Source organism: Microbacterium sp. NPDC055502 (assembly GCF_053643635.1).
Genome location: NZ_JBSHKJ010000002.1, coordinates 749,478 through 770,418, shown reverse-complemented (window position 1 = coordinate 770,418; position 20,941 = coordinate 749,478). Strand labels below are relative to the sequence as shown.

At 71.2% G+C, this 20,941-nt stretch carries 25 protein-coding genes; 12 read left to right on the top strand and 13 right to left on the bottom strand.

What is annotated here, in order from left to right; all coding sequences use genetic code 11:
* Positions 1–3: 3 nt before the first annotated feature.
* The 4 genes from sufC (at position 4) to ACWH95_RS14735 (ending at position 3,730) form a co-directional block, all read left to right on the top strand.
* Positions 4–774 (top strand): Fe-S cluster assembly ATPase SufC, encoded by a 771-nt coding sequence (gene sufC, locus ACWH95_RS14750; protein WP_101845421.1) that lies wholly within the window; start codon positions 4–6, stop codon positions 772–774.
* 10 nt (positions 775–784) lie between these two features.
* A complete protein-coding gene (locus ACWH95_RS14745) occupies positions 785–1,114 on the top strand; it encodes a metal-sulfur cluster assembly factor (protein WP_017202280.1) in 330 nt (109 codons plus the stop codon).
* Positions 1,115–1,208: 94 nt separating this feature from the next.
* On the top strand, positions 1,209–2,363 hold the full coding sequence (locus ACWH95_RS14740) for a MalY/PatB family protein (RefSeq protein ID WP_136030167.1): 1,155 nt from the start codon (positions 1,209–1,211) through the stop codon (positions 2,361–2,363).
* On the top strand, positions 2,360–3,730 hold the full coding sequence (locus tag ACWH95_RS14735) for an MFS transporter (RefSeq protein ID WP_136030169.1): 1,371 nt from the start codon (positions 2,360–2,362) through the stop codon (positions 3,728–3,730). The genes ACWH95_RS14740 and ACWH95_RS14735 overlap by 4 nt, the downstream gene beginning before the upstream one ends.
* Here ACWH95_RS14735 and ACWH95_RS14730 read toward each other — a convergent pair.
* On the bottom strand, positions 3,693–4,277 hold the full coding sequence (locus ACWH95_RS14730) for a TetR family transcriptional regulator (RefSeq protein WP_206251159.1): 585 nt from the start codon (positions 4,275–4,277) through the stop codon (positions 3,693–3,695). The genes ACWH95_RS14735 and ACWH95_RS14730 overlap by 38 nt on opposite strands.
* A 51-nt stretch (positions 4,278–4,328) precedes the next feature.
* On the opposite strand from ACWH95_RS14730, the gene ACWH95_RS14725 reads away from it, so the two are divergent.
* Both ACWH95_RS14725 and ACWH95_RS14720 read left to right on the top strand, forming a co-directional pair.
* The gene (locus tag ACWH95_RS14725; protein ID WP_205828235.1) at positions 4,329–5,033 is read left to right on the top strand and encodes an energy-coupling factor ABC transporter ATP-binding protein; all 705 of its coding nucleotides are present in this window, start codon (positions 4,329–4,331) and stop codon (positions 5,031–5,033) included.
* Positions 5,030–5,623: an energy-coupling factor transporter transmembrane component T family protein gene (locus ACWH95_RS14720; RefSeq protein WP_454120883.1), complete on the top strand. Its 594-nt coding sequence runs from the start codon at positions 5,030–5,032 to the stop codon at positions 5,621–5,623. The genes ACWH95_RS14725 and ACWH95_RS14720 overlap by 4 nt, the downstream gene beginning before the upstream one ends.
* A 3-nt stretch (positions 5,624–5,626) precedes the next feature.
* On the opposite strand, the gene ACWH95_RS14715 is transcribed toward ACWH95_RS14720, so the two are convergent.
* The 4 genes from ACWH95_RS14715 to ACWH95_RS14700 form a co-directional block, all read right to left on the bottom strand.
* Positions 5,627–6,922, bottom strand: a complete 1,296-nt coding sequence (locus ACWH95_RS14715) for an acyltransferase family protein (RefSeq protein WP_454120882.1) — start codon at positions 6,920–6,922, stop codon at positions 5,627–5,629.
* 96 nt (positions 6,923–7,018) lie between these two features.
* The gene (locus tag ACWH95_RS14710) at positions 7,019–7,690 is read right to left on the bottom strand and encodes a response regulator (RefSeq protein ID WP_136030177.1); all 672 of its coding nucleotides are present in this window, start codon (positions 7,688–7,690) and stop codon (positions 7,019–7,021) included.
* A complete protein-coding gene (locus tag ACWH95_RS14705) occupies positions 7,687–8,976 on the bottom strand; it encodes a sensor histidine kinase (protein WP_454120881.1) in 1,290 nt (429 codons plus the stop codon). Before ACWH95_RS14705 ends, ACWH95_RS14710 begins: the two co-directional genes overlap by 4 nt.
* A 5-nt stretch (positions 8,977–8,981) precedes the next feature.
* Positions 8,982–9,599 (bottom strand): DedA family protein, encoded by a 618-nt coding sequence (locus tag ACWH95_RS14700; protein ID WP_454120880.1) that lies wholly within the window; start codon positions 9,597–9,599, stop codon positions 8,982–8,984.
* A gap of 163 nt (positions 9,600–9,762) precedes the next feature.
* Between ACWH95_RS14700 and ACWH95_RS14695 the strand changes: the two genes are divergently transcribed.
* Positions 9,763–11,361, top strand: coding sequence for an ABC-F family ATP-binding cassette domain-containing protein (locus ACWH95_RS14695; RefSeq protein ID WP_136030182.1), 1,599 nt, complete (start codon positions 9,763–9,765; stop codon positions 11,359–11,361).
* A gap of 40 nt (positions 11,362–11,401) precedes the next feature.
* Positions 11,402–11,992, top strand: a complete 591-nt coding sequence (locus ACWH95_RS14690; protein WP_454120879.1) for a pyridoxine/pyridoxamine 5'-phosphate oxidase — start codon at positions 11,402–11,404, stop codon at positions 11,990–11,992.
* Between the two features lie 18 nt (positions 11,993–12,010).
* On the opposite strand, the gene ACWH95_RS14685 is transcribed toward ACWH95_RS14690, so the two are convergent.
* The 3 genes from ACWH95_RS14685 to ACWH95_RS14675 are packed head-to-tail and all read right to left on the bottom strand — an operon-like array spanning position 12,011 to position 13,355.
* Positions 12,011–12,823 carry an SURF1 family cytochrome oxidase biogenesis protein gene (locus ACWH95_RS14685; RefSeq protein WP_136036174.1) on the bottom strand — a complete coding sequence of 271 codons (813 nt, stop codon included), beginning with the start codon at positions 12,821–12,823 and terminating at the stop codon, positions 12,011–12,013.
* A complete protein-coding gene (locus ACWH95_RS14680) occupies positions 12,820–13,014 on the bottom strand; it encodes a hypothetical protein (protein ID WP_431806164.1) in 195 nt (64 codons plus the stop codon). Before ACWH95_RS14680 ends, ACWH95_RS14685 begins: the two co-directional genes overlap by 4 nt.
* On the bottom strand, positions 13,011–13,355 hold the full coding sequence (locus ACWH95_RS14675) for a DUF3099 domain-containing protein (protein WP_136030188.1): 345 nt from the start codon (positions 13,353–13,355) through the stop codon (positions 13,011–13,013). Before ACWH95_RS14675 ends, ACWH95_RS14680 begins: the two co-directional genes overlap by 4 nt.
* Before the next feature lie 127 nt (positions 13,356–13,482).
* Between ACWH95_RS14675 and ACWH95_RS14670 the strand changes: the two genes are divergently transcribed.
* Positions 13,483–14,193, top strand: a complete 711-nt coding sequence (locus ACWH95_RS14670; protein WP_136030190.1) for a beta-ketoacyl-ACP reductase — start codon at positions 13,483–13,485, stop codon at positions 14,191–14,193.
* A 42-nt stretch (positions 14,194–14,235) separates the two neighbouring features.
* Here ACWH95_RS14670 and ACWH95_RS14665 read toward each other — a convergent pair whose 3' ends face one another.
* The 3 genes from ACWH95_RS14665 to ACWH95_RS14655 are packed head-to-tail and all read right to left on the bottom strand — an operon-like array spanning position 14,236 to position 16,898.
* Entirely contained in the window at positions 14,236–14,931 is a 696-nt protein-coding gene (locus ACWH95_RS14665; protein ID WP_206251167.1) for an alpha/beta fold hydrolase, read from the bottom strand.
* Between the two features lie 41 nt (positions 14,932–14,972).
* A complete protein-coding gene (gene serB / locus ACWH95_RS14660; RefSeq protein WP_206251168.1) occupies positions 14,973–15,608 on the bottom strand; it encodes a phosphoserine phosphatase SerB in 636 nt (211 codons plus the stop codon).
* 48 nt (positions 15,609–15,656) lie between these two features.
* Positions 15,657–16,898, bottom strand: a complete 1,242-nt coding sequence (locus ACWH95_RS14655) for a glucose-1-phosphate adenylyltransferase (protein WP_136030197.1) — start codon at positions 16,896–16,898, stop codon at positions 15,657–15,659.
* Between the two features lie 69 nt (positions 16,899–16,967).
* Here ACWH95_RS14655 and glgA point away from each other — a divergent pair, with 69 nt between their 5' ends.
* The 3 genes from glgA to ACWH95_RS14640 all read left to right on the top strand — a co-directional run bounded on the left by glgA (position 16,968) and on the right by ACWH95_RS14640 (position 19,305).
* Positions 16,968–18,152 (top strand): glycogen synthase, encoded by a 1,185-nt coding sequence (gene glgA, locus ACWH95_RS14650; protein ID WP_136036171.1) that lies wholly within the window; start codon positions 16,968–16,970, stop codon positions 18,150–18,152.
* Positions 18,153–18,169: 17 nt separating this feature from the next.
* Positions 18,170–18,955: an ABC transporter ATP-binding protein gene (locus ACWH95_RS14645; protein ID WP_136036170.1), complete on the top strand. Its 786-nt coding sequence runs from the start codon at positions 18,170–18,172 to the stop codon at positions 18,953–18,955.
* Positions 18,956–19,047: 92 nt separating this feature from the next.
* Positions 19,048–19,305 carry a type B 50S ribosomal protein L31 gene (locus ACWH95_RS14640; RefSeq protein ID WP_047520045.1) on the top strand — a complete coding sequence of 86 codons (258 nt, stop codon included), beginning with the start codon at positions 19,048–19,050 and terminating at the stop codon, positions 19,303–19,305.
* Positions 19,306–19,367: 62 nt separating this feature from the next.
* On the opposite strand, the gene ACWH95_RS14635 is transcribed toward ACWH95_RS14640, so the two are convergent.
* Complete coding sequence (locus ACWH95_RS14635) at positions 19,368–19,652, bottom strand: hypothetical protein (protein ID WP_136030203.1); 285 nt, start codon at positions 19,650–19,652, stop codon at positions 19,368–19,370.
* A gap of 38 nt (positions 19,653–19,690) precedes the next feature.
* The gene (locus ACWH95_RS14630; protein WP_454120878.1) at positions 19,691–20,941 is read right to left on the bottom strand and encodes an alpha/beta fold hydrolase; all 1,251 of its coding nucleotides are present in this window, start codon (positions 20,939–20,941) and stop codon (positions 19,691–19,693) included.

Here is a 20,941-nt window from a genome sequence, read left to right as displayed (position 1 = left end):
AGAATGTCTGTTCTCGAGATCCGCGACCTGCACGTGACGGTCGAGACCGAGGCGGGGACCACCCCGATCCTCAACGGAATCACCCTCACCATGAACACCGGTGAGACCCACGCCATCATGGGCCCCAACGGCTCGGGCAAGTCGACCCTGGCCTACACGATCGCCGGTCACCCGAAGTACACGGTGACCTCCGGCTCGATCACGTTCGACGGGGAGGACGTGCTGGCGATGAGCGTCGACGAGCGCGCCCGCGCCGGGCTCTTCCTCGCGATGCAGTACCCGGTGGAGATCCCCGGCGTCACCGTGACGAACTTCCTGCGCACGGCGAAGACCGCGCTCGACGGCGAGGCGCCCTCGATCCGCCAGTGGACCAAGGACGTCAAGGAGTCCATGGCGAACCTGCGCATGGACCCGAAGTTCGCGCAGCGCAACGTCAACGAGGGCTTCTCCGGCGGCGAGAAGAAGCGCCACGAGATCCTGCAGCTCGAGGTGCTCAAGCCGAAGTTCGCCGTGCTCGACGAGACCGACTCGGGTCTCGACGTCGACGCGCTGAAGATCGTGTCCGAGGGCGTGAACCGTGCCAAGGAGTCCACGGGACTCGGCGTGCTCCTGATCACGCACTACACCCGGATCCTGCGGTACATCCGCCCCGACTTCGTGCACGTCGTCGTCGCCGGCAAGATCGTCGAAGAGGGCGGGCCCGAGCTCGCCGACCGGCTGGAGAACGAGGGCTACGACCGGTTCCTCGACCCTTCCGCCCCGATCGAGGCGTAGGCTGAGCCGTATGACAGCGACCCTCACGGATGAGAAGTACGACGCGGTCACCGAGGCGCTCAAGGACGTCATGGACCCGGAGCTCGGGATCAACGTCGTCGACCTCGGCCTCATCTACGACCTCGCCTGGGATGACGAGAACGATGCTCTCGTCATCCACATGACGTTGACCAGCGCGGGCTGCCCGCTGACCGACGTCCTCGAAGACCAGACCGCGCAGGCTCTCGACAACGTCGTGGACCGGTTCCGCATCAACTGGGTGTGGATGCCGCCGTGGGGTCCGGAGCGGATCACGGACGACGGGCGAGACATGATGCGCGCGCTGGGATTCGCAATCTGACGCTGAAGACAGTGATGCACGACGGAGCGGGCGCGGAGACGTGCCCGCTTCGCTGACTCCGCGGTGAGGCGGGGACGAGAACTCGGGAGATCGAATGTTGCATGTTCAGGCCCTGTCCCTGGCGGAGCTCCGTGAGCGCAGCAGCGAGAAGTGGCGCGAGTACCCCGCCGATGTGCTTCCGCTCTTCGTCGCCGAGACCGACTTCCCCCTCGCCCCCGCGATCACCGCGGCCCTGCACCGTGCGGTCGAGCGTGGCGACACGGGGTACATCGCCTCGAAGACGCCGCTGGCCGAGGCGTTCGCGGGCTTCGCGCGCCGCCGTTACGACTGGGCGGTGGATCCCGCTCGCACTCGCAGCACGGCCGACGTGAGCATGGGCATCGTGGAGATCCTGCGCCGCGTGACGCAGCCGGGGGAGCGGGTCGTCGTCACCCCGCCCGTGTACCCGCCGTTCTACGACCTCGTGGAGGAGGCCGGTGCGGAGGTGCTGCGGGTGCCGCTGCGCGACACGGGCACGGGGTGGGAGCTCGACCTCGACGGGATCCGCGGGGCGTTCGACGACGGTGCGACCGCGATCCTGCTGTGCAACCCGCACAACCCGACCGGCACGGTGCACGACCGAGACGCCCTCGCCGCGCTGGCGGAGATCGCTGCCGAGTACGGCGCCGCCGTCGTGTCCGACGAGATCCACGCGCCGCTCGCCCAGCCGGGGACCGGGTTCACGCCCTTCCTCGCGGCGAGCGAGACGGCCGCACGCGTCGGCTATGCGGTCGTGAGCGCCAGCAAGGCGTTCAACCTCGCCGGCCTGAAGTGTGCGCTGATGGTCACGGCCGACGACGACACCAGCGCCGTGGTGCGAGGGCTCCCCGTGGAGGTCGAGTGGCGCACCGGTCAGTTCGGGCTGCTCGCCTCGGTCGCAGCGTTCGCGGAGGAGAGCGATGCGTGGCTGGACGGGCTGCTCGACACGCTCGACCAGAACCGTGTGCTCCTGGAGGACCTGCTGGCGCGGCATCTTCCCGGTGCCCGCTACCGGATCCCGGACGCGGGCTACCTGGCCTGGATCGACCTGTCGGCTCTGGGCTGGGGCGACAACCCGGCCCGGCGGATCCTGCGGGATGCGAAGGTCGCCCTGCACTTCGGCCCGGCGTTCGGCACCGAGGGAGCGGGCCACGTGCGACTGAACTTCGGGACGAGCCCGGAGATCCTGACCGAGGCCGTCGAGCGGATCGCCGCGCTCGTGGAGCGATGACCGCGCCGCAGCCCGTCGCATCGATCTGGGATCGCGGCCGAATCTGGGTGACGGTGGGCGCGGTCGCGCTCATCTTCCTCGCCGCGATCGAGGCGCTCGCGGTCACCACGGTCATGCCGATCGTGAGTGCGGCGCTCGACGGCGAGGCGCTGTTCGCCGTCGCGTTCGCCGGCACCCTCGCGACGAGCGTGATCGGGATGGTCGCGACCGGTGCCTGGTCCGACGCGCGCGGGCCGCGCGGCGCGCTGTACGTGGCGGTGGCGCTGTTCATCGTCGGCCTGCTGATCTCGGGCTTCGCGACCTCGATGCCGCAGTTCCTGATCGGTCGGCTCGTGCAGGGGCTCGGCACCGGCGGTCAGACGGTCGCGCTGTACGTCGTGGTCGCGCGGCTCTACCCGCCGGAGCTGCACGGGCGCGTGTTCGCGGCGTTCGCGGCCGCCTGGGTCGTCCCGTCGATGGTGGGGCCGTTCCTCGCGGGAGCGGTCGCGGAGTACCTGCACTGGCGCTGGGCGTTCCTGGGCGTCGCGGTGCTCACCGCGATCGCCTTCCTGATGATCGCGGTCCGGCTGCGTGGTGTCGACCTGGGCGGCGGCGAACCCCAGGACCGGCGTGCGCTGCGCCTCCGCTTGCTGCTGGCCGTCGTGGTGGCGGCGCTGGCGGTGGTGATCGGCGTCTCGGCCGAGCTCGACGACGGGGTGCGCTGGCCGGTCGCCGTGGCCGCGATCCTCGGGATCGGCGTCGCGGTGCTGCCGCTGCTCCCCGCCCGTACCCTTCGCGCGGGAGCCGGGTTGCCCAGCGTCGTGCTGATGCGCGGCGTGGCGGCCGGCGCGTTCTTCGCGGCGGAGGCCTACATCCCCTACCTGCTCATCCGGAAGTACGACTTCACCGCCACGTGGGCGGGGGTGGCGCTCATGCTCGCCGCGTTCGCGTGGGCTGGAGCCTCGGCGCTGCAGGGGCGCTACGGCGAGCGGCTGGGCAACCGCCGCATCACGCTGCTGAGCCTCGGAGCCCTCCTGGTGGCGATGCTGGCGGTGCTCGCGGCGGCCGTGTTCCCGGTGTCGCCCGTCGTGGTGATCCTCGGGTGGGCGTTCGCGGGTGGCGGCATGGGGCTGCTGTATCCGCGCCTGACGGTGCTCACGCTGGCCTACTCGGACGAGTCGAACCAGGGGTTCAACTCCTCGGCGCTGTCGATCTCCGACGCGACGGGGTCCGCGGTCGCGATCGCGGTCGCGGGGCTCGCCGTGGCCACCCTCGGCGGCGGTCCTGGTGCCTTCGGCGTGGTGTTCGCGTTCGGTCTCGGTCTCGTGCTGCTGGCGCTCGTGCCGGGTCTCAGGCTCGGGCACGCCGCGGAGCCCGCAGTGCGCTGACCTCGCCCGCGAGCGCCCGCACGCCCAGGTCGAACGCGCGGTCGAGACCCGCCGTGACGTCGATCTCGTCCGAGGGTGGCAGGGCGCCGTGGCTGTCGGCGTGCATGCGCTGCTGCACGAGCGTCGCGTGGCCGAGGACGAAGTGAAGGATCGCGGTCGCGCGGGTTTCGGGATCGTCGGCGCCGTCGCTCCGCAGCGCGGCGATGAGCGCGTCGAGCGCGTGCGCCGAGCCGAGCTGGAGCGCGTAGGTGCTCAGCACGAGCTCGGCGCCGTCGCGGTGGGCGAACAGAGCATCCCGCAGGCCGCGGGCGGTGGCGAGGACGCCGGTGGTTCCGCGGGGGAGGCCCGCGGTGATGCGGTCGGCGAGATCGGCGAGCAGCTCCTGCTTGCTCGCGAAGTGCCAGTAGAGAGCACTGGGCTGCACGTCGAGCCGCGCGGCGATGCGCCGCATCGAGAGGTCGGCCAGACCGACCTCGTCGAGCAGGGCGAGAGCGCTGCGGGCGACGCTGTCGCGGTCGTGTCGGGCCGGATTGGGCTCGGGGGTCATGACCCCACTATAGTGAACGGCGTTCAGGTGAACGGTGTTCAGGAGGTGGGAGTGCGCGAGCAGCGTCGGGCCGAGGAAGCCGCCGCATCGATCGTGCTGGAGCACGTGCGGGTGGAGGTCGACGGCCGGGCCATCCTCGATGACGTGAGCCTCGACCTCACGGCACGACGCATCGCCGTCATCGGAGCGAACGGCTCGGGAAAGTCGACGTTCGCGCGTGTGCTGGACGGCCTGGTCGTGCCGACGGCGGGCACCGCGGTCGTGCACGGGCTCGACGTGGTGCGCGACACGCGGGAGCTCCGACGCCGCGTCGGCTTCGTGTTCACGGATCCCGACGCGCAGATCCTCATGCCGACGCCCGCGGAAGATCTCGCCCTGTCGCTGCGGGGCCTCCCGCGCGCGGAGGTCGACCGACGCGTGCGCGAGACCCTCGCGGTGCACGGGCTCGAGGCGCACGCGGACGTGCCGGCGTCGTCGCTGTCCGGCGGGCAGAAGCAACTGCTCGCGCTGGCGGCCGTGCTCGTGACCGAGCCGCGGCTGCTCGTGGCCGACGAGCCGACCACGCTCCTCGACCGGCGCAACGCCCGGCGCATCGCGGAGCTGCTGATGGCGCAGGAGGCGCAGGTCGTGGTGGCCACGCACGACCTCGACCTGGCCGCGCGCTGCGACCTGGCCGTGCTGTTCGAGGGCGGGCGAGCCGTGGCCGTGGGTCACCCGGATGCGGTGATCGACGAGTACTGCCGGGTGTCCGCGTGATCTCGCTCTACCGCCCCGGCACGAGCGTGCTGCATCGCCTGCCAGCGGGGGTGAAGCTCGCGGGGCTCGTGCTCTGCGCGCTCGGTCTGACCCTGCTTCCGCCGCAGCCCGTCGTCGTGAGCGTGGCCCTCGCCGCCACGGTCGTGCTCTATCCGCTCGGAGGGCAGAGTCCGCGCACGCTGCTCGTCGAACTGTGGCGGTTGCGATGGATCCTCCTCGTGCTGGGGGTGATGCTGGCGGTGTTCGTCTCGCCGCTCGCCGCGTGGGTCGGCACCGGTCGGGTCGCGGCGCTGCTGCTCGTCGCCGCACTGGTGACGATGACCACGCGGATGTCCGACCTGCTCGATGTGCTGCAGACGGTGCTGCGGCCGCTGCGTCGCTGGGGTGTCGATCCGGAGGTCGTCGCGCTGACGCTGTCGCTCACGCTCACGATGGTGCCGGTCGTCGCGGCGTTCGTCCACCGGCTCCGTGAGGCCGAGCGCGCTCGAGGGGTGCGCCTGGGGCCGCGCGCGGCGGTGCCGCTCCTCGTGCTCACCCTCCGGCACGCCGACCGGGTGGGCGACGCCCTCGCCGCGCGCGGGGTGGCCTGAGCCTCACCCGATCGCGAGCGCTGGCACCGGTTCGGCCGCCCTGGCGAGGCGCAGCGCGGCCATCAGCAGGGCCACGGCCACGACCGCGGTCGTGACGGACGTGCCCACGACCAGCAGCAGCACCACGCCGCCGAGCCCGAGCAGCCCGGCCGAGACCAGCCGCCCGGACGACCGGGTGCACGTCGGCGCCGGCTGTCGTTCGAAGCGGTCGACGGCGACGGCCACCCCTGCGGTCAGGGCCAGCGCCGACAGCAGCCACAGCGGGCGTGTCAGCCACCACTCCGGGCCGTCGAGCGCCGGGAGAGCGACACCGGTGCCGAGGGCGACGACCGCGGTCACGCCGGCCATCGCCAGCAGCACGGGCATGTGCCACAGGTAGATCGTCATCGTGCGGCGGGTGACGAATCGCGTGAACGCCGCCGCCGCGGCGGTGCTGCTCGCCCGGGCGATCCGCTCGCGGTGCAGGGAGCGCAGGCCCGTGTGGACCACGCCGACCAGCAGGAGCGCGGCGGTGGGCGGGTTGATGTTGGCGATGAGGTCGGGGGAGTACACGCCGGCGACGAAGAGCACGGTGAGGAGCACTCCGGCGCCCGCGGTGACGGCGACCCGGGTGCGGCGGGCGAGGGCGTCGATGCGCCCGTCGGCGAGGAAGAATCCGAGCTGCTGCAGCGTGAGCCAGACGAAGGCGAGGTTGAGGAACCCCAGTCCTGCCACGCCGGTCACGCCGCGTAGCGCATCCACCGCGACCGAGGCGGCCGCGAGCGCTCCGATCGTGCGCAGCGGAGCACGCTCGTGGAGGGCCGCCAGGGCGGGCAGCAGCAGCTGGCACAGCAGGAAGACCCCGAGGAACCACAGGGGCTGCCCGTAGCGGAAGCCCGCGACCGCGATCAGCTCGGCCGGGACGCCGAGGAGCGTCAGGACGGCCAGCGCCACGCCGACCGCGGCGATCGTGATGACTGCGGGACGCAGCAGCCGGTGTACCCGTGCGGTCAGGAAGTCGAGGGTGCTCGCGCCCCTCGCCCGCAGCCGACGGGAGGCGAGCAGCCCGGAGAACCCTCCGATCACGAAGAACAGCGGCATGACCTGCAGCACCCAGCTGAGCGGTGCGATCCATCCCGTGCCGTCGCTCGCGTTCTCGAACACCGGGGCGCCGTCGGCCACCGTGACGCCCACCATGATGGCGTGCAGCACCACCACGCCGAGCACGCAGAGCGCGCGGATGAAGTCGATGCCGGTGTCGCGTCGTGTGGACGGCGCGGGCGGGGGAGCGGCGGCGGGCAGCGCCTGGACGATGGCCATGGGTCCTCCTCGGAACGGTGTCCTCGGAGGCTAGGGACGGGGTGTCCGCGGCGGCATCACCCTGCGGTGTCGATCAGACCCCTACCGTGGGGGGAGTCAGGACGACGGCTCGACCAGGCCCGTGTCGTAGGCGAGGATCACCGCGTGCACGCGGTCGCGCAGGCCGAGCTTGGACAGCACCTTGCCCACGTGCGTCTTCACGGTCTGCTCCGCGATGAAGAGGTCCGTGGCGATCTCGGAGTTTGACCGGCCGCGACCGATCAGCACCAGCACCTCGCGCTCGCGATCGGTCAGCTCCGCCAGCACGGTCGCGGAGCGGGGGGCGCGCGGGCGGCGTCCGGCGAACTGCTCGATCATGCGGCGGGTGACGCTCGGAGCCAGCAGGGCGTCGCCGCCCGCGACCACCCGCACCGCGTGCACGAGCTCCTCGGGCAGGGCGTCCTTGAGCAGGAAGCCGCTCGCGCCCGCCTCCAGCGCGTCGTAGACGTAGTCGTCGATGTCGAACGTCGTGAGCATCAGGATGCGCGGCACGTGAGCGGCGGGATACGACGTGCCGAGGATGCGGCGCGTGGCCTCGATGCCGTCGAGCTCCGGCATCCGCACGTCCATCAGGATCACGTCCGGATCGAGCCGGGCGGACAGCGCCACGGCCTCGGCGCCGTTCGCGGCCTGTCCGGCCACGCGGATCCCGTCGTGGGCGTCGAGAAGGGCGGCGAAACCCGCACGGACCATCGCCTGGTCGTCGGCGATGAGCACGCTGATCGTCACGGGGTCTCCTCGTCTGCTGCGGCCGGCGGGGCTGCCGTCATGCCGTGGTCGGCGGTGGTCGGGGTCGAGCCGTTGGCCAGGGGGAGGGTCGCCTCGACGCGCCACCCGCCGTCGTCCGTGGGGCCGGCGGAGAGGCTGCCGCCGAGGATCTCCGCGCGCTCGCGCATTCCCCGCAGCCCGTAGCCCCCGGGGTGGGCTTCCGGCGGTCGCGGCGGCGCGGCGTTCTGCACGACGAGCCGCAGCGCCGCCGAGTCCGCGTGCACGCGCACCGTGACACGGGCCCCCGGCGCGTGACGGACGGCGTTGCTCAGCGCCTCCTGCACGATGCGGAACGCGGCGATCTGCACGGTGGGCTCCGCGCCAGACGCGGCATCCGTGCCCTCCATCACGAGCCCCACCTCGACGCCGGCGCGGCGGATGCTGTCGACGAGCGCGGGGACGTCGTCCAGGCCCTGCTGCGGGGCGAGCTCGGCGTGCTGGTCCTCCGTGCGCAGCACCCCCAGCATGCGCCGCATCTCGGTGAGCGAGGTGCGGGCGGTCGCGGCGATGTCCTCGAACTCGGCCGTCGCGGTGTCGTCGAGACCGGGGATCCGGTATCGCGCGGTGGACGCCTGCACCTGGATGACCGACATGCTGTGCGCCACCACGTCGTGCAGCTCGCGCGCGATCCGTGTGCGCTCCTCGACGAGGGCGCGGCGCGACTCCTCCAGCGCGCTGTGCTCCCGCTCACGCGTGAGCTCCTGGGCCACGCGGACACGTCCGGCGACGAGCACCGCAATGAGGTACATGGCCGCGGCGAGCGACGACGTCACGATGAGGTCGGCGGTCGCACTCCCGGCGGACGCGTCGCTGGCGACCATGTCGGCTCGCAGCAGCGGAGCGGTGAGCGACGTGAGGGCCCCGAGCACGAGGGCGACGGCTCCGAGGCGGGGGCCGTGCACGAAGGTCACGACCCCCACGAACAGGACGAAGGTGAGCAGTGCCGGCACCGACCAGGGCCACGGCGACTGGATGGCCTGCGCGGGGACCACGAGGAGCGGCAGGGTGAAGGTCGCGGCGGTGAACAGCGCGATGGCCGTGCGCGGTCGGGCGAGGGCGACGAGCGGCGCTCCGCACAGCGCCGCGCCGACGAGGAACGTCAGCGGCAGGGGGGTGCCGGAGAGTACGGTCTGCAGGGGCACGAGCAGCGCGTACAGCACGACGACCGCCGCATACAGCGCCGCGAGGGCGGTGGTGCGGCGGTTCATCCGCGGCGCGCGCGGGGGTCGGGCTCGGCGGCGTGCCATGACTCTCATCCTGCCAGGTGGGCCACGGGCGCACGGCGACGACGGGCGGCGGCGATCCGGTCGATCACGACACCGATCACCAGGGCCACGCCGATGCCGAGCAGAGCGCTGAGCAGGGGCTGGTCCTTGATCCACGCACCGGCGAGCAGCCCGATCGCGAGGCTGAAGATGCTCCAGCTCGCGCCCGCGATGAGGCTCAGGGGCAGGAACCGGCGCCAGGGGAAGCCCAGCGCACCCGCGGACATGTTCACCGCGACGCGACCGACGGGGATGTACCGCGCGCCGAGGATGAGCGTGGCGCTGCGTCGATCGAGCGCGCGCTGGGCGTATGCGAAGGCCGTGACCACCCTCGGCCGCCGCATCCAGGCGAATCGTGAGGTGCCCAGTCGGCGTCCGATCAGGAAGGCGAGGTTGTCGCCGATGGCGGCGCCGACCGCCGCGACGAGCCCCAGGAGAAGCAGGTTTCCGTCGCCGGTGGATGCGGCGACGGCGGCTGCGGCGACGAGCACGGTCTCGCTCGGCACGGGCGGGAAGAACCCGTCGATCACCGTGACGGCGAACAGCACCAGGTACAGCCAGGGGGAGGCGATCGCCTGCATGATGAGCTCGTTGAGGATGTCCACTCCTGCACGGTAGGCGGGCGGTCGCGCAGTGGGCATCCCTCTGCGGTATTCCGGCTCTCACTCTCGGGAGGGATCTTGCCGGGCGGTGAGGCTCTCCGGGCGGCATATACTGGGAGGCTGGCCGATCGGCCGCTCACCCACCCCGAAGGAACGGACGTCCGCTGTGCTTGCCGTGCACGACCTCGAGATCCGCGTTGGCGCGCGCCTGCTGATGGAGAACGTGTCGTTCCGCGTGGGCGACGGAGACAAGATCGGACTGGTCGGGCGCAACGGCGCCGGCAAGACCACTCTCACCAAGGTGCTCGCGGGGGATGTGCTGCCCTCCGGAGGCTCGGTCACCCGATCGGGTGAGCTCGGCTACCTGCCGCAGGACCCGCGTTCCGGGAACCCCGAAGACCTCGCGCGCACGCGCATCCTCGACGCGCGCGGCCTCGGTCAGCTGAACCTCGGCATGACGGAGGCGTCGCTCGCGATGGGCTCGGACGACCCTGCGGTCGCGGCGAAGGCCATGAAGCGCTACGCGACCCTCACGGAGCGGTTCGAGGCGCAGGGCGGATACGCCGCGGAGGCGGAGGCGGCGTCGATCGCGCACAACCTCTCGCTGCCGGACCGCATCCTCGACCAGCCGCTCTCGACGCTGTCGGGCGGTCAGCGTCGGCGCATCGAGCTGGCGCGCATCCTGTTCTCCGACGCCGACACGATGATCCTCGACGAGCCGACCAACCACCTCGACGCCGACAGCGTCGTGTGGCTTCGTGAGTTCCTGAAGAACTACAAGGGTGGCCTGATCGTCATCAGCCACGACGTCGAGCTCGTGGGGGAGACCGTGAACCGCGTGTTCTATCTCGACGCGAACCGCCAGGTCATCGACATCTACAACATGAACTGGAAGAACTACCTGCGCCAGCGCGCCGCCGACGAGGAGCGCCGGAAGAAGGAGCGCGCGAACGCGGAGAAGAAGGCGACGACGCTGCAGCAGCAGGCCGCGCGCTTCGGCGCCAAGGCGTCGAAGGCCGCGGCCGCGCACCAGATGATCGCGCGCGCCGAGAAGCTGCTCGCCGGACTCGACGAGGTGCGGCAGGAGGACCGGGTCGCGAAGCTGCGGTTCCCGAAGCCTGCCCCCTGCGGCAAGACCCCGCTCATGGCGTCCGGGCTGTCGAAGTCCTACGGCTCGCTGGAGATCTTCACCGATGTCGACCTCGCGATCGACCGCGGCTCGAAGGTGGTCGTCCTCGGACTCAACGGCGCAGGGAAGACGACGCTGCTGCGGATGCTCGCCGGCGTCGACCAGCCCGACACGGGCCAGCTCGAGCCGGGGCACGGCCTCAAGGTGGGCTACTACGCGCAGGAGCACGAGAACCTCGACGTCTCCCGCTCGGTGCTGGAGAACATGGTCTCCGCCGCTCCGCACATCACCGAGACGGAGGCGCGCAAGGTGCTCGGCTCGTTCCTGTTCACCGGCGACGACGTCCTGAAGCCCGCCGGGGTGCTGTCCGGTGGGGAGAAGACCCGCCTCTCGCTCGCCACGCTCGTGGTCTCGTCGGCCAACCTGCTGCTGCTCGACGAGCCGACCAACAACCTCGACCCGGCGTCGCGCGAGGAGATCCTCGGGGCGCTCGCGCACTACGAGGGCGCCGTGGTGCTCGTGTCGCACGACCCCGGAGCGGTGCAGTCGCTCAACCCGGAGCGGGTGCTCATCCTCCCGGACGGCGTCGAGGACATCTGGAACCAGGAGTACCAGGAGCTCATCGAGCTCGCCTGACCCGGCGCGGCCCGAGCGACGGCGTGACATCATCGGGAGCATGAGCACGCCCGCGCCGAACCATCCGTCCGACATGCGCGCATGGCTGCGGAGCCGGCCGGCGCTCACCGGTCGCGGGCGACCGGTCGACGTCGCCGCGCTCCCGGCGGAGCCCCTGCCGCTGTTCCTCTCGTGGATCCGGCTCGCTGCCGATCAGGGGGTGCCGGAGCCGCACGCCGCCACCCTGGCGACGGTCGATCGCGACGGCATGCCGGATGCGCGCACGCTCCTCCTCAAGGATGCGGACGCCCGCGGATGGGCGTTCGCGGGGCCTCGTTCGTCGGGCAAGGGCGTCCAGCTCGCCGTGCACGCCGTGGCGGCACTGAACTTCTGGTGGCAGCCGCTCGCCCGGGCGGTGCGGCTCCGCGGGCCGGTGCGGGAGGCGACGCCCGCGGAGAGCGCGGCCGACCTGGCCGCACGGTCTCCGGCCGCGCGGGACGGGGTCGCCGCCGGGGACTGGGTGCTGTGGCGCCTGCAGCCCTCGCGGGTGGAGTTCTGGCAGGGGGCGACCGATCGACGGCACACTCGGGTCGTGTACGAGGTGGCACCGGGCGGCTGGGGACGGCACGTGAGCGGTACGACCGGCACCTGAGCGGCGCGGCACTCGGGCTCAGCGGGCGTCGAGCAGCTCGTCCTCGACGTCGGCGTCGCGGTCGCGCCGGCGCGGCGCCTTCACGGGTGCCGGCTTCCCCTCGAGCTCCTCGCGGTGCTTCACGATCTCGGTGCGGATGATGTAGCCGATGAAGATGAACCCCATGATCGCGAACAGGATCCACTGGATCGCGTACGACAGGTGCGGACCGGGATCGTCGGTGGGCGACTCGAAGCCGCCGAGGGTTCCCGAGCCCGCCGGGTCCTCCGACACCAGTCGCCCGTAAGCGCCGGTGAGGGCGCCACCGTCGATGGTCTCGGAGATCGACGGCAGATGGATCGTGGGCACCTGGCCCTCCGGCGCGCCGCGACCGGAGGCGGGAAGCGGCTCGCCGGGTCGAAGGCGCACCGTGACCGTGACCTCGCCGGACGGTGGGGCGGGGATGGCGTCCGGCACGTCACCCTCGCCCGGCGGAACCCACCCCCGGTCGACGATCAGCACGCGACCGTCGACATCGCGGAACGGCACCAGCACCTCGAAGGCGCTCGTGCCCCCGTGCGGGCGGTTGCGCACGAGCAGCTGTTCGTCGGCGAGGTACTCGCCCTGCAGGGTGACCGGGCGCCACTCGTCGTCGGGATCGAGCACGTCGTCGTCGCCCAGCACCTCGGTGAGGGGCACCGCGGGGGCGTCGTAGTTCTGCTCGACCAGCGCGATCTGCTCGGCCCGCGATTCGTTGCGCTCGAACTGCCAGTGCGACAGGAAGGCGCAGGCGATCGCGAACCCGATCGCGATCAGGGTGTAGACGCCCCAGCGGGTCAGGCGGTTATTCACGAGGGCACACCGTCTCTCACGGTCACGGGGAAGTCACGGGCGGCCAGATAGTCGCGGAGGAAGTCCACGTGCTCGGTGCACGCCAGCCAGATCTTCTCGCGGTCGGGGGCGTGGATGCGGGGATTGCGCCACACGACCTGGCTGGTCGCCGCGCTCCGGCATCCGGCGCGCGAGCAGATCAGATCGGTCATTGCTCCGCGCGGCCTTCGCGGATCGTGAAGACGCCGGGGTTCGCCTCCTGCACAGGCGGAGGACCGGGAGCCGCATCGAGCTCCTGCAACGGCGACTCGGCGGAGGTTTCCGTGCTGTCGCTTCCCGCATTGGCGAACACCACGGCGATGTAGGGCAGCACAGCGGCGGCCAGGGCGAACACCCACGTGTACCACCCGAACGGCTGCACGAAGAACATCAGGCCGAAGCACACGATGCGGATCGTCATCGTGAGCGCGTAGCGGCGCACGCGGTGGTCGCTCTCGTCCCCGGGAGACTGGGGGAGAGAGGTGACGGCCGGGACTCGACGTGCGTTCTTCACGATGCTTCCAGCCTACGCCGGTGCGGGCTCGGCGGCGCCCCGATTCCGCCCGGGGCACGCTCGCTGCAGTCGCTAGGATCGTTCACGGCTCGGAAACCCGACCCCCGACCAGAGCAGGAGTGCCCCCATGAGTGCTGACCGCGTCGTCCTCGTCACCGGAGGCAACCGCGGCATCGGCCGCGCCATCGCCGAGCGCTTCGTGCGAGAGGGGTACCGCGTGGCCGTCACCGCCCGCAGCGGCGAGGGTCCGGAGGGCACGCTCACGGTGCGCGCCGATGTCACCGATGCCGCGTCCCTCGATGCCGCGTTCACCGAGGTCGAGCAGCAGCTCGGCCCGGTCGAGGTCGTGGTGGCCAACGCCGGGATCACGAAGGACACCCTCCTGCTGCGCATGAGCGAGGACGACTTCGACAGCGTGGTCGCCACCAACCTCGGCGGCACCTTCCGCGTCGTCAAGCGTGCGTCGAAGGGCATGCTGCGCGCACGGTTCGGACGCATCATCCTCATCTCCAGCGTCGTCGGGCTCTACGGCTCCGCCGGTCAGGTCAACTACGCAGCGTCGAAGAGCGCCCTGGTCGGCTTCGCCCGGTCGATCACGCGCGAGCTCGGGGCCCGCGGCATCACCGCCAACGTCGTCGCGCCCGGGTTCATCGAGACCGACATGACCGCGGAGCTCCCGGAGGAGACGCAGAAGCAGTACCAGGCCAGCATTCCCGCCGGAAGGTTCGCGACGGCGGATGAGGTCGCGGGTGTGGTCACCTGGCTCGCGAGCGATGATGCCGCCTACATCTCGGGTGCCGTCATCCCCGTCGACGGCGGCCTCGGGATGGGCCACTGACGCGCTGAGAGGCCCGGGCTCCGACCCGTCCGCACGTCGGACTCACCGGGCGACGGCGGCGACCAGCAGCTCACCCAGGCGCTGCGGAACCGAGAACTGCGGCCAGTGGCCGGACCCGATGCGCACGACCTCGGCGTCGGCGATGGCGTGGAATTCCTCCGCGTATGCACCCCACTGTGCGATCGTCGCCTCGAACGCCTCCTCGTCGAGCCCGCCCATGAGCAGCGTCACCGGCACGGAGTGGCGCGCGGGGTTCTCGAGCTGGATCTCGTCCGCGGGCACGCGTCCCGGCACGCTCTGCGTCAGCCCGACCGTGCGGGCCCGTGTCGCGTCGTCGAGGTCGTGCACATCCTCGTCGGGGAAGAAGTCCCACCCGGGGAACGGGACGGCACCGTCGACGACCTCGAACTCATTGATGCCCGAACCGGGCGGCGGCGGCACCGTGTCGACGAAGATCACGCGCCGCACGCGCTCGGGCCTCGCGTCGGCGACTCCCCAGGCCACATTGCCGCCTCCGCTGTGACCGACGACGACCACGTCGCCCTCGACCTCATCGACGGCGGCCACGCCCGCGGCCACCCACTCCGCCATGCCGATGTCGGAGGCGGCCGGACCGGAAGCCCCGAGACCGGGAAGGGTGAGCGGATGGGTGCGGTGTCCTGCCTGCTCCAGCGCCGGTATCACGTCGTCCCAGCTGCGCGCGTCGAGCCAGAGTCCGGGGATGAGGATGATGTCCATGCGGCGACGCTAGCGCTGGCCGCCGACATCCACCACCGCCCTCACGGCAGGAGAGGGATGACCTCGGCGAGATCCTGCGTGGCGACGACGAGGCTCGCGGCCTCCCGGACGGCCGGCTTCGCGTTAAACGCGAGTCCGAGTCCGGCGACGGCCATCATGGGCAGATCGTTCGCCCCGTCACCGATGGCGATGGTGGCTCGCCGCGGGACCCGGAGCTCATCCGCCCAGGTCTGCAGCCAGGACGCCTTGGCCTGCCCATCGACGATGTCGCCGTCGACGCGACCGGACAGCACGCCGTCCGCGACCTCGAGCCGGTTGGCGCGCCACCGGTCGACGCCGAGCTCGGGAGCGATGTGGTCGAGGATCTCGTGGAACCCGCCGGACACGACGCCCACCACGCCACCGCGCGCGTGCACGGCGGCGGTGAGCTCGCGGACGCCCGGGGTCGGCTCGATGCGGGCGCGGACGCGCTCGAACGCCGACACCGGCACCCCCTCCAGTGCGGCGACGCGCGAGCGGAGGCTGGATGCGAAGTCGATCTCGCCCCGCATCGCGGCCTCGGTGGCGGCCTGCACCTCCGCGCGGCGACCGGCCTCGTCGGCGAGGAGCTCGATCACCTCGTTGCGGATGAGCGTGGAATCGGCATCGAGGACGACGAGGAAGCGCGCGGAGGTCACCCTCCGAGCCTAGCGATGCGGGCGCACGGGCCCGGACGGCGTGACGGCTCAGCGCTCGATGAAGACGCCCTTGCCGACCACGGTGATGCCCGACTCCGTCACGGTGAAGCCGCGCGCGAGGTCTCGCTCACGGTCCACACCGACCGTCGCGCCGTCCGCGAGGACGACGTTCTTGTCGAGGATCGCCCGGTGCACGCGAGCGCCCTGCCCGACGTGCACATGATCGAACACGACGGAGTCGGTGATGGTCGAACCGCCACCGGCCAGGGTCCACGGTCCCACCACGCTCCGCTCGAGGTGCGTGCCGGACAGGACGGAGCCGAGGGACACGATCGAGTCGATCGCGTTGCCGATGCGGCCGACGGAATCGCGCACGAACTTCGCAGGCGGCGAGTTCACCGCCTGCGAGTGGATCGGCCACTCCATGTTGTAGAGGTTGAACACGGGCAGCGTCGAGATCAGATCACGGTGCGCGTCGAAGAACGAGTCGATCGTCCCCACATCCCGCCAGTAGGAGCGGTCGCGCGGCGACGAGCCGGGGACGTCGTTCTGCTTCATGTCGTAGTAGCCGGCCTCGCCGCGGTCGACGAAGTACGGCACGATGTCGCCACCCATGTCGTGGCTCGACGTCGGGGACTCGCCGTCCGCCTCGACGGCGGCGATGAGGGCGTCCGCATCGAAGATGTAGTTGCCCATCGAGGCCAGGACCTCGTGGGGGGAGTCCGCGAGACCGGTCGCGTCGGTCGGCTTCTCGAGGAACTGCCGGATGCGTCCGGACTCCGGGTCCGCGTCGATCACGCCGAACTGCGAGGCGAGGGCGAGCGGCTGCCGGATGCCGGCCACGGTGGCCTTGGCGCCCGACTCGATGTGCGCCTCGAGCATCTGGCGGAAGTCCATGCGGTAGACGTGGTCGGCGCCGATCACCACGACGATGTCCGGCTTCTCGTCGTTGATCAGGTTCATGCTCTGCAGGATCGCGTCGGCCGAGCCGGAGAACCAGCGCTTGCCCAGTCGCTGCTGCGCGGGGACGGAGGCGACGTACGAGTCGAGCAGTGCCGACATCCGCCAGGTCTGCGAGATGTGCCGGTCCAGGCTATGGGACTTGTACTGGGTGAGCACCACGATCTGACGCAGGCCCGAGTTGATCAGGTTGGAGATGGCGAAATCGATCAGGCGGTACTGGCCGCCGAACGGCACGGCAGGCTTCGCACGATCCCCTGTCAGCGGCATGAGTCGCTTGCCCTCGCCGCCGGCGAGGATGATCCCGAAGACCTTCTTTGGAGCGGACATGGCTCCACCATAGATGCCGCCGCGCCGGGGAAACTAGCGTCTGGACAAGCCGGTCGCTAGCGTCTAGGCATGCGAGTCGAGATGATCAGCAAGGAGTACCCGCCGGAGATCTACGGCGGCGCCGGAGTGCACGTGGCTGAGCTGGTCGCCGCCCTGCGCGAGAGCATCGATGTGACGGTCCGAGCCTTCGGTGCGCCGCGCGAGGAGGAGGGCACGTTCGCGTACCGCACGCCGACCGGACTGGCCGGCGCGAACCCGGCGCTGCAGACGCTGGGCACCGACCTCGAGATCGTCGCCGCGATCGGCGGGGCCGACCTCGTGCACAGCCACACCTGGTACGCGAACTTCGCCGGTCACCTCGCGTCGCAGCTGCACGGCATCCCGCATGTGCTGACCGCGCACAGCCTGGAGCCGCTGCGACCGTGGAAGGCGGAGCAGCTCGGCGGCGGCTACGCGGTGTCGAGCGGGATCGAGAAGCTGGCGTACGAGAACGCGGCCGCCGTCGTCGCGGTGAGCGCGGGGATGCGCGCCGACATCCTGCGCAGCTATCCCGGGGTGGACCCCGCGCGTGTCCGGGTGATCCACAACGGCATCGATGTGGAGCGCTGGCGGCCGGTCGAGGACGCCGCGTTCCTGGAGTCGATCGGCATGGACCCCGCTCGCCCGTCCGTGGTGTTCGTCGGGCGGATCACCCGGCAGAAGGGACTGCCGTACCTGCTCCAGGCGGCCCGGCTCCTGCCGCCGGAGGTGCAGCTGGTGCTGTGCGCCGGCGCCCCGGACACCCCGGAGATCATGGCCGAGGTGCAGGAGGGGGTGCGGCTTTTGCAGCAGACTCGCGAGGGCGTCATCTGGATCGAGCGCATGCTCCCCCGCGACGAGCTGTCGGCCATCCTCGCCGCAGCGACCACGTTCGTGTGCCCCTCGGTGTACGAGCCGCTGGGCATCGTGAACCTGGAGGCGATGGCGTGCGGCGCCGCGGTCGTCGGCACGGCCACGGGTGGGATCCCGGAGGTGGTCGACGACGGCGTGACCGGCCGCCTGGTGCCGATCGAGCAGGTGCAGGACGGCACGGGCACCCCGATCGACCCGGAGCGCTTCGTCGCCGACCTGGCCGCCGTGCTGACCGAGGTCGCGACGGATCCGGAGCGCGCCCGCGCATACGGTGAAGCCGGACGGGAGCGGGCGCGGACCCAGTTCAGCTGGACCGCGATCGCGGAAGCGACCCGCGCGCTCTACGCGGAGCTGATCCGTTGAGCCGATAGGCTGGCCGCATGCCGATCGCTCTGGATTTCGCTGACGTCGTCGTGCGCCGAGAGGGGCGCAACATCATCGATCACGTGACCTGGCAGGTCGCCGACGATCAGCGATGGGTGATCCTCGGGCCGAACGGCGCGGGCAAGACCACGCTGCTGCAGCTGGCCGACACGCTCATGCACCCGACGGCCGGCACGGTCACCGTGCTGGGCGAGACGCTCGGTCGCACCGACGTGTTCGAGATCCGCCCCCGGATCGGGTTCGCCTCCTCCGCGATGGCCAAGCGGGTTCCGCGTGACGAGACCGTGCTCAACACGGTGCTCACGGCCGCGTACTCGGTGCTCGGCCGGTGGAACGAGAGCTATGAGGACATCGATGAGCGCCGCGCCCTCCGCGTGTTGCGCGATTGGCGTCTGGATCACCTCGCCGACCGCACGTTCGGCACGCTCAGCGACGGCGAGCAGAAGCGTGTCCAGATCGCGCGCGCCGTCATGACCGACCCGGAGCTGCTGCTGCTCGACGAGCCGACGGCCTCGCTCGACCTCGGCTCGCGCGAGGAGCTGCTCGCCCTGCTCGGCGGGTACGCCTCGGCGCCGTCGACGCCCGCGATGCTGATGGTGACGCACCACGTGGAGGAGATCCCGGTCGGTTTCACGCACGTGCTGCTGCTGCGTGACGGCGTCGTCGTCGCGGCGGGGCCGATCGAGGAGTCGCTCACGAGCGAGTCGCTGACGGCCGCGTTCGGGATGCCGATCACGCTGTCTCAGGAGGGTGGCCGCTACGCCGCCCGCGCCGCGTCCTGACGCGGCATCTGATAGAATCGACCCTTGGTGCTCTCTGCACCGCAGACTTCCCTCGTCCCTGGCACAATCCAGGGCAGCAACTAAGGAATCCCATGAAGACTGACATTCACCCCGACTACCAGGCCGTCGTGTTCCGCGACCTCGGCTCGGGCGAGACCTTCCTCACCCGTTCCACCGTCACCAGCGACAAGACCATCGAGCTGGACGGCGTGGAGTACCCGGTGATCGACGTCGAGATCTCCTCGGCTTCGCACCCCTTCTACACGGGCAAGCAGCGCATCATGGACTCGGCCGGTCGCGTCGAGAAGTTCAACCAGCGCTTCAAGGGCTTCGGCGGCTCCTCCAAGTAAGGGCCCCCGACGAAGGCCCCGCGTTCCTCGGAACGCGGGGCCTTCGTCATGCCCGGCGCCCGTCACAGGTCGATGATGATCCTGGTGCCGCGGATGCGGTCGGGCGGGTCGCCCGGGGAGGGGGCGGGGGCGGTGCGCCGTGTCTGCCGATCGCGCTCCTGGCCGGCTTCGTGAGCAGAGGGGGACCACACGCTGTCGAATGCGCCGACGAGCCCGCCGCCGGTCGCGTGCTCGTACTTCTCCTCGACGGGCTTGCGCGAGAACGTGTGTCGCACCCCGGCGATCAGCAGCGCGGGACCCGTGACCAGGACCAGCGCGACCGTCGCCCACGCCATGACGTCTCGCATGCCCCCAGGATAGGCGGCTGCAGTGTTGCCGTGGGGCGTCAGCGCAGGCGTCGACCCGCGGCGAGGTCGATCAGGCGGGAGAGCACCGGTCCCGTCCGCAAGCCGTTGTGCTCGTGTTCGCTGGTCACCCACAGGGATACCCCGGGGAGCAGTCGCGCGGTCTCGAGCGAGAACTCGAGCGGCACGTACACGTCATCCACGTACACGGCGGCGGCTCCCGTCGCGCCCGAGGCGGTGATCGCCGCGGGGTCATAGATCTGCGGCCAGGCGTGCTCGGCCAGGGCCAGAGTGACCTCTCGCCACGGCCTCAGCGCCGGAACCGTGTCGGTCCACTCGCGGCGGATGTGCTCGCCCGTGAACAGCGTGGGATCGTCCTGGAAGTCGGCGGGTTCGACGCGCTCGGCCGACCACCGGGTCGCATGGCCGCTCGCGTAGCTCGACTCATGGAACACGTAGTACAGCGGATTGCGGCCGCCGAAGGGCATGGCGAGCATCAGGTCGTACCGGAAGGCGTTCGACGAGGGGTCGCGCTCCAGGAGCGACCACACCGTCTGCCATCCGTCGTCGGTGCCGAGCGCGGAGCCGACCGAGCGCAGGCGCGAGCGCGAGACGACCTCGCCGTCCGGCAGGACGATGCGGCCCTCGTCGGCGAGGTCGATCAGTCGGCGCATGGTGTCGCGGTGCTCGGGGAATCGGCGGTAGTAGCGCTCGGAGGCCATGCGCATCTTGTCGTAGCACAGCGCGTAGACCTCGTCGGGGTGCCGCTCGATGGTGCTGAGGCCGCCGGTGATGAACACGTCGCGCAGCGACCCGGCATCGGTCGACAGGTAGGCGAGCGTGGTGAACCCGCCGAACGACTGACCCAGCACGCTCCAGGTGGTGGCACCGAGGTGCTCGCGCATCGCCTCGGCGTCGCGCACGATCGCATCGGCGCGCAGGTGGGTCAGGTGCTCGGCCACCGCGTCGGCTCCCTGAGCGAGGTCGTCGTCGCCGACGGGGGTGGAACGACCGGTGCCCCGCTGGTCGAGCAGCACGACCCGGTAGTGCGCGAGCGCCTGGTCGAGCCACGCCGGGGCGGTGGAGGAGTGGAACGGCCGCGGCGCCTCGTGCCCAGGGCCGCCCTGCAGGAAGACCAGGTACGGCAGCTGCTCTCCGCCCTCGCGCGCGACCACCGCGGCGAACACGTCGATGGTGCGCGCGTCGGCGGGGTCGTCCCACACGAGCGGCACGGTCAGGGTGTGCTCGTCGATCGTCAGGTCGAGCAGGCGGCGGCGGACGGTGGTGGTCAT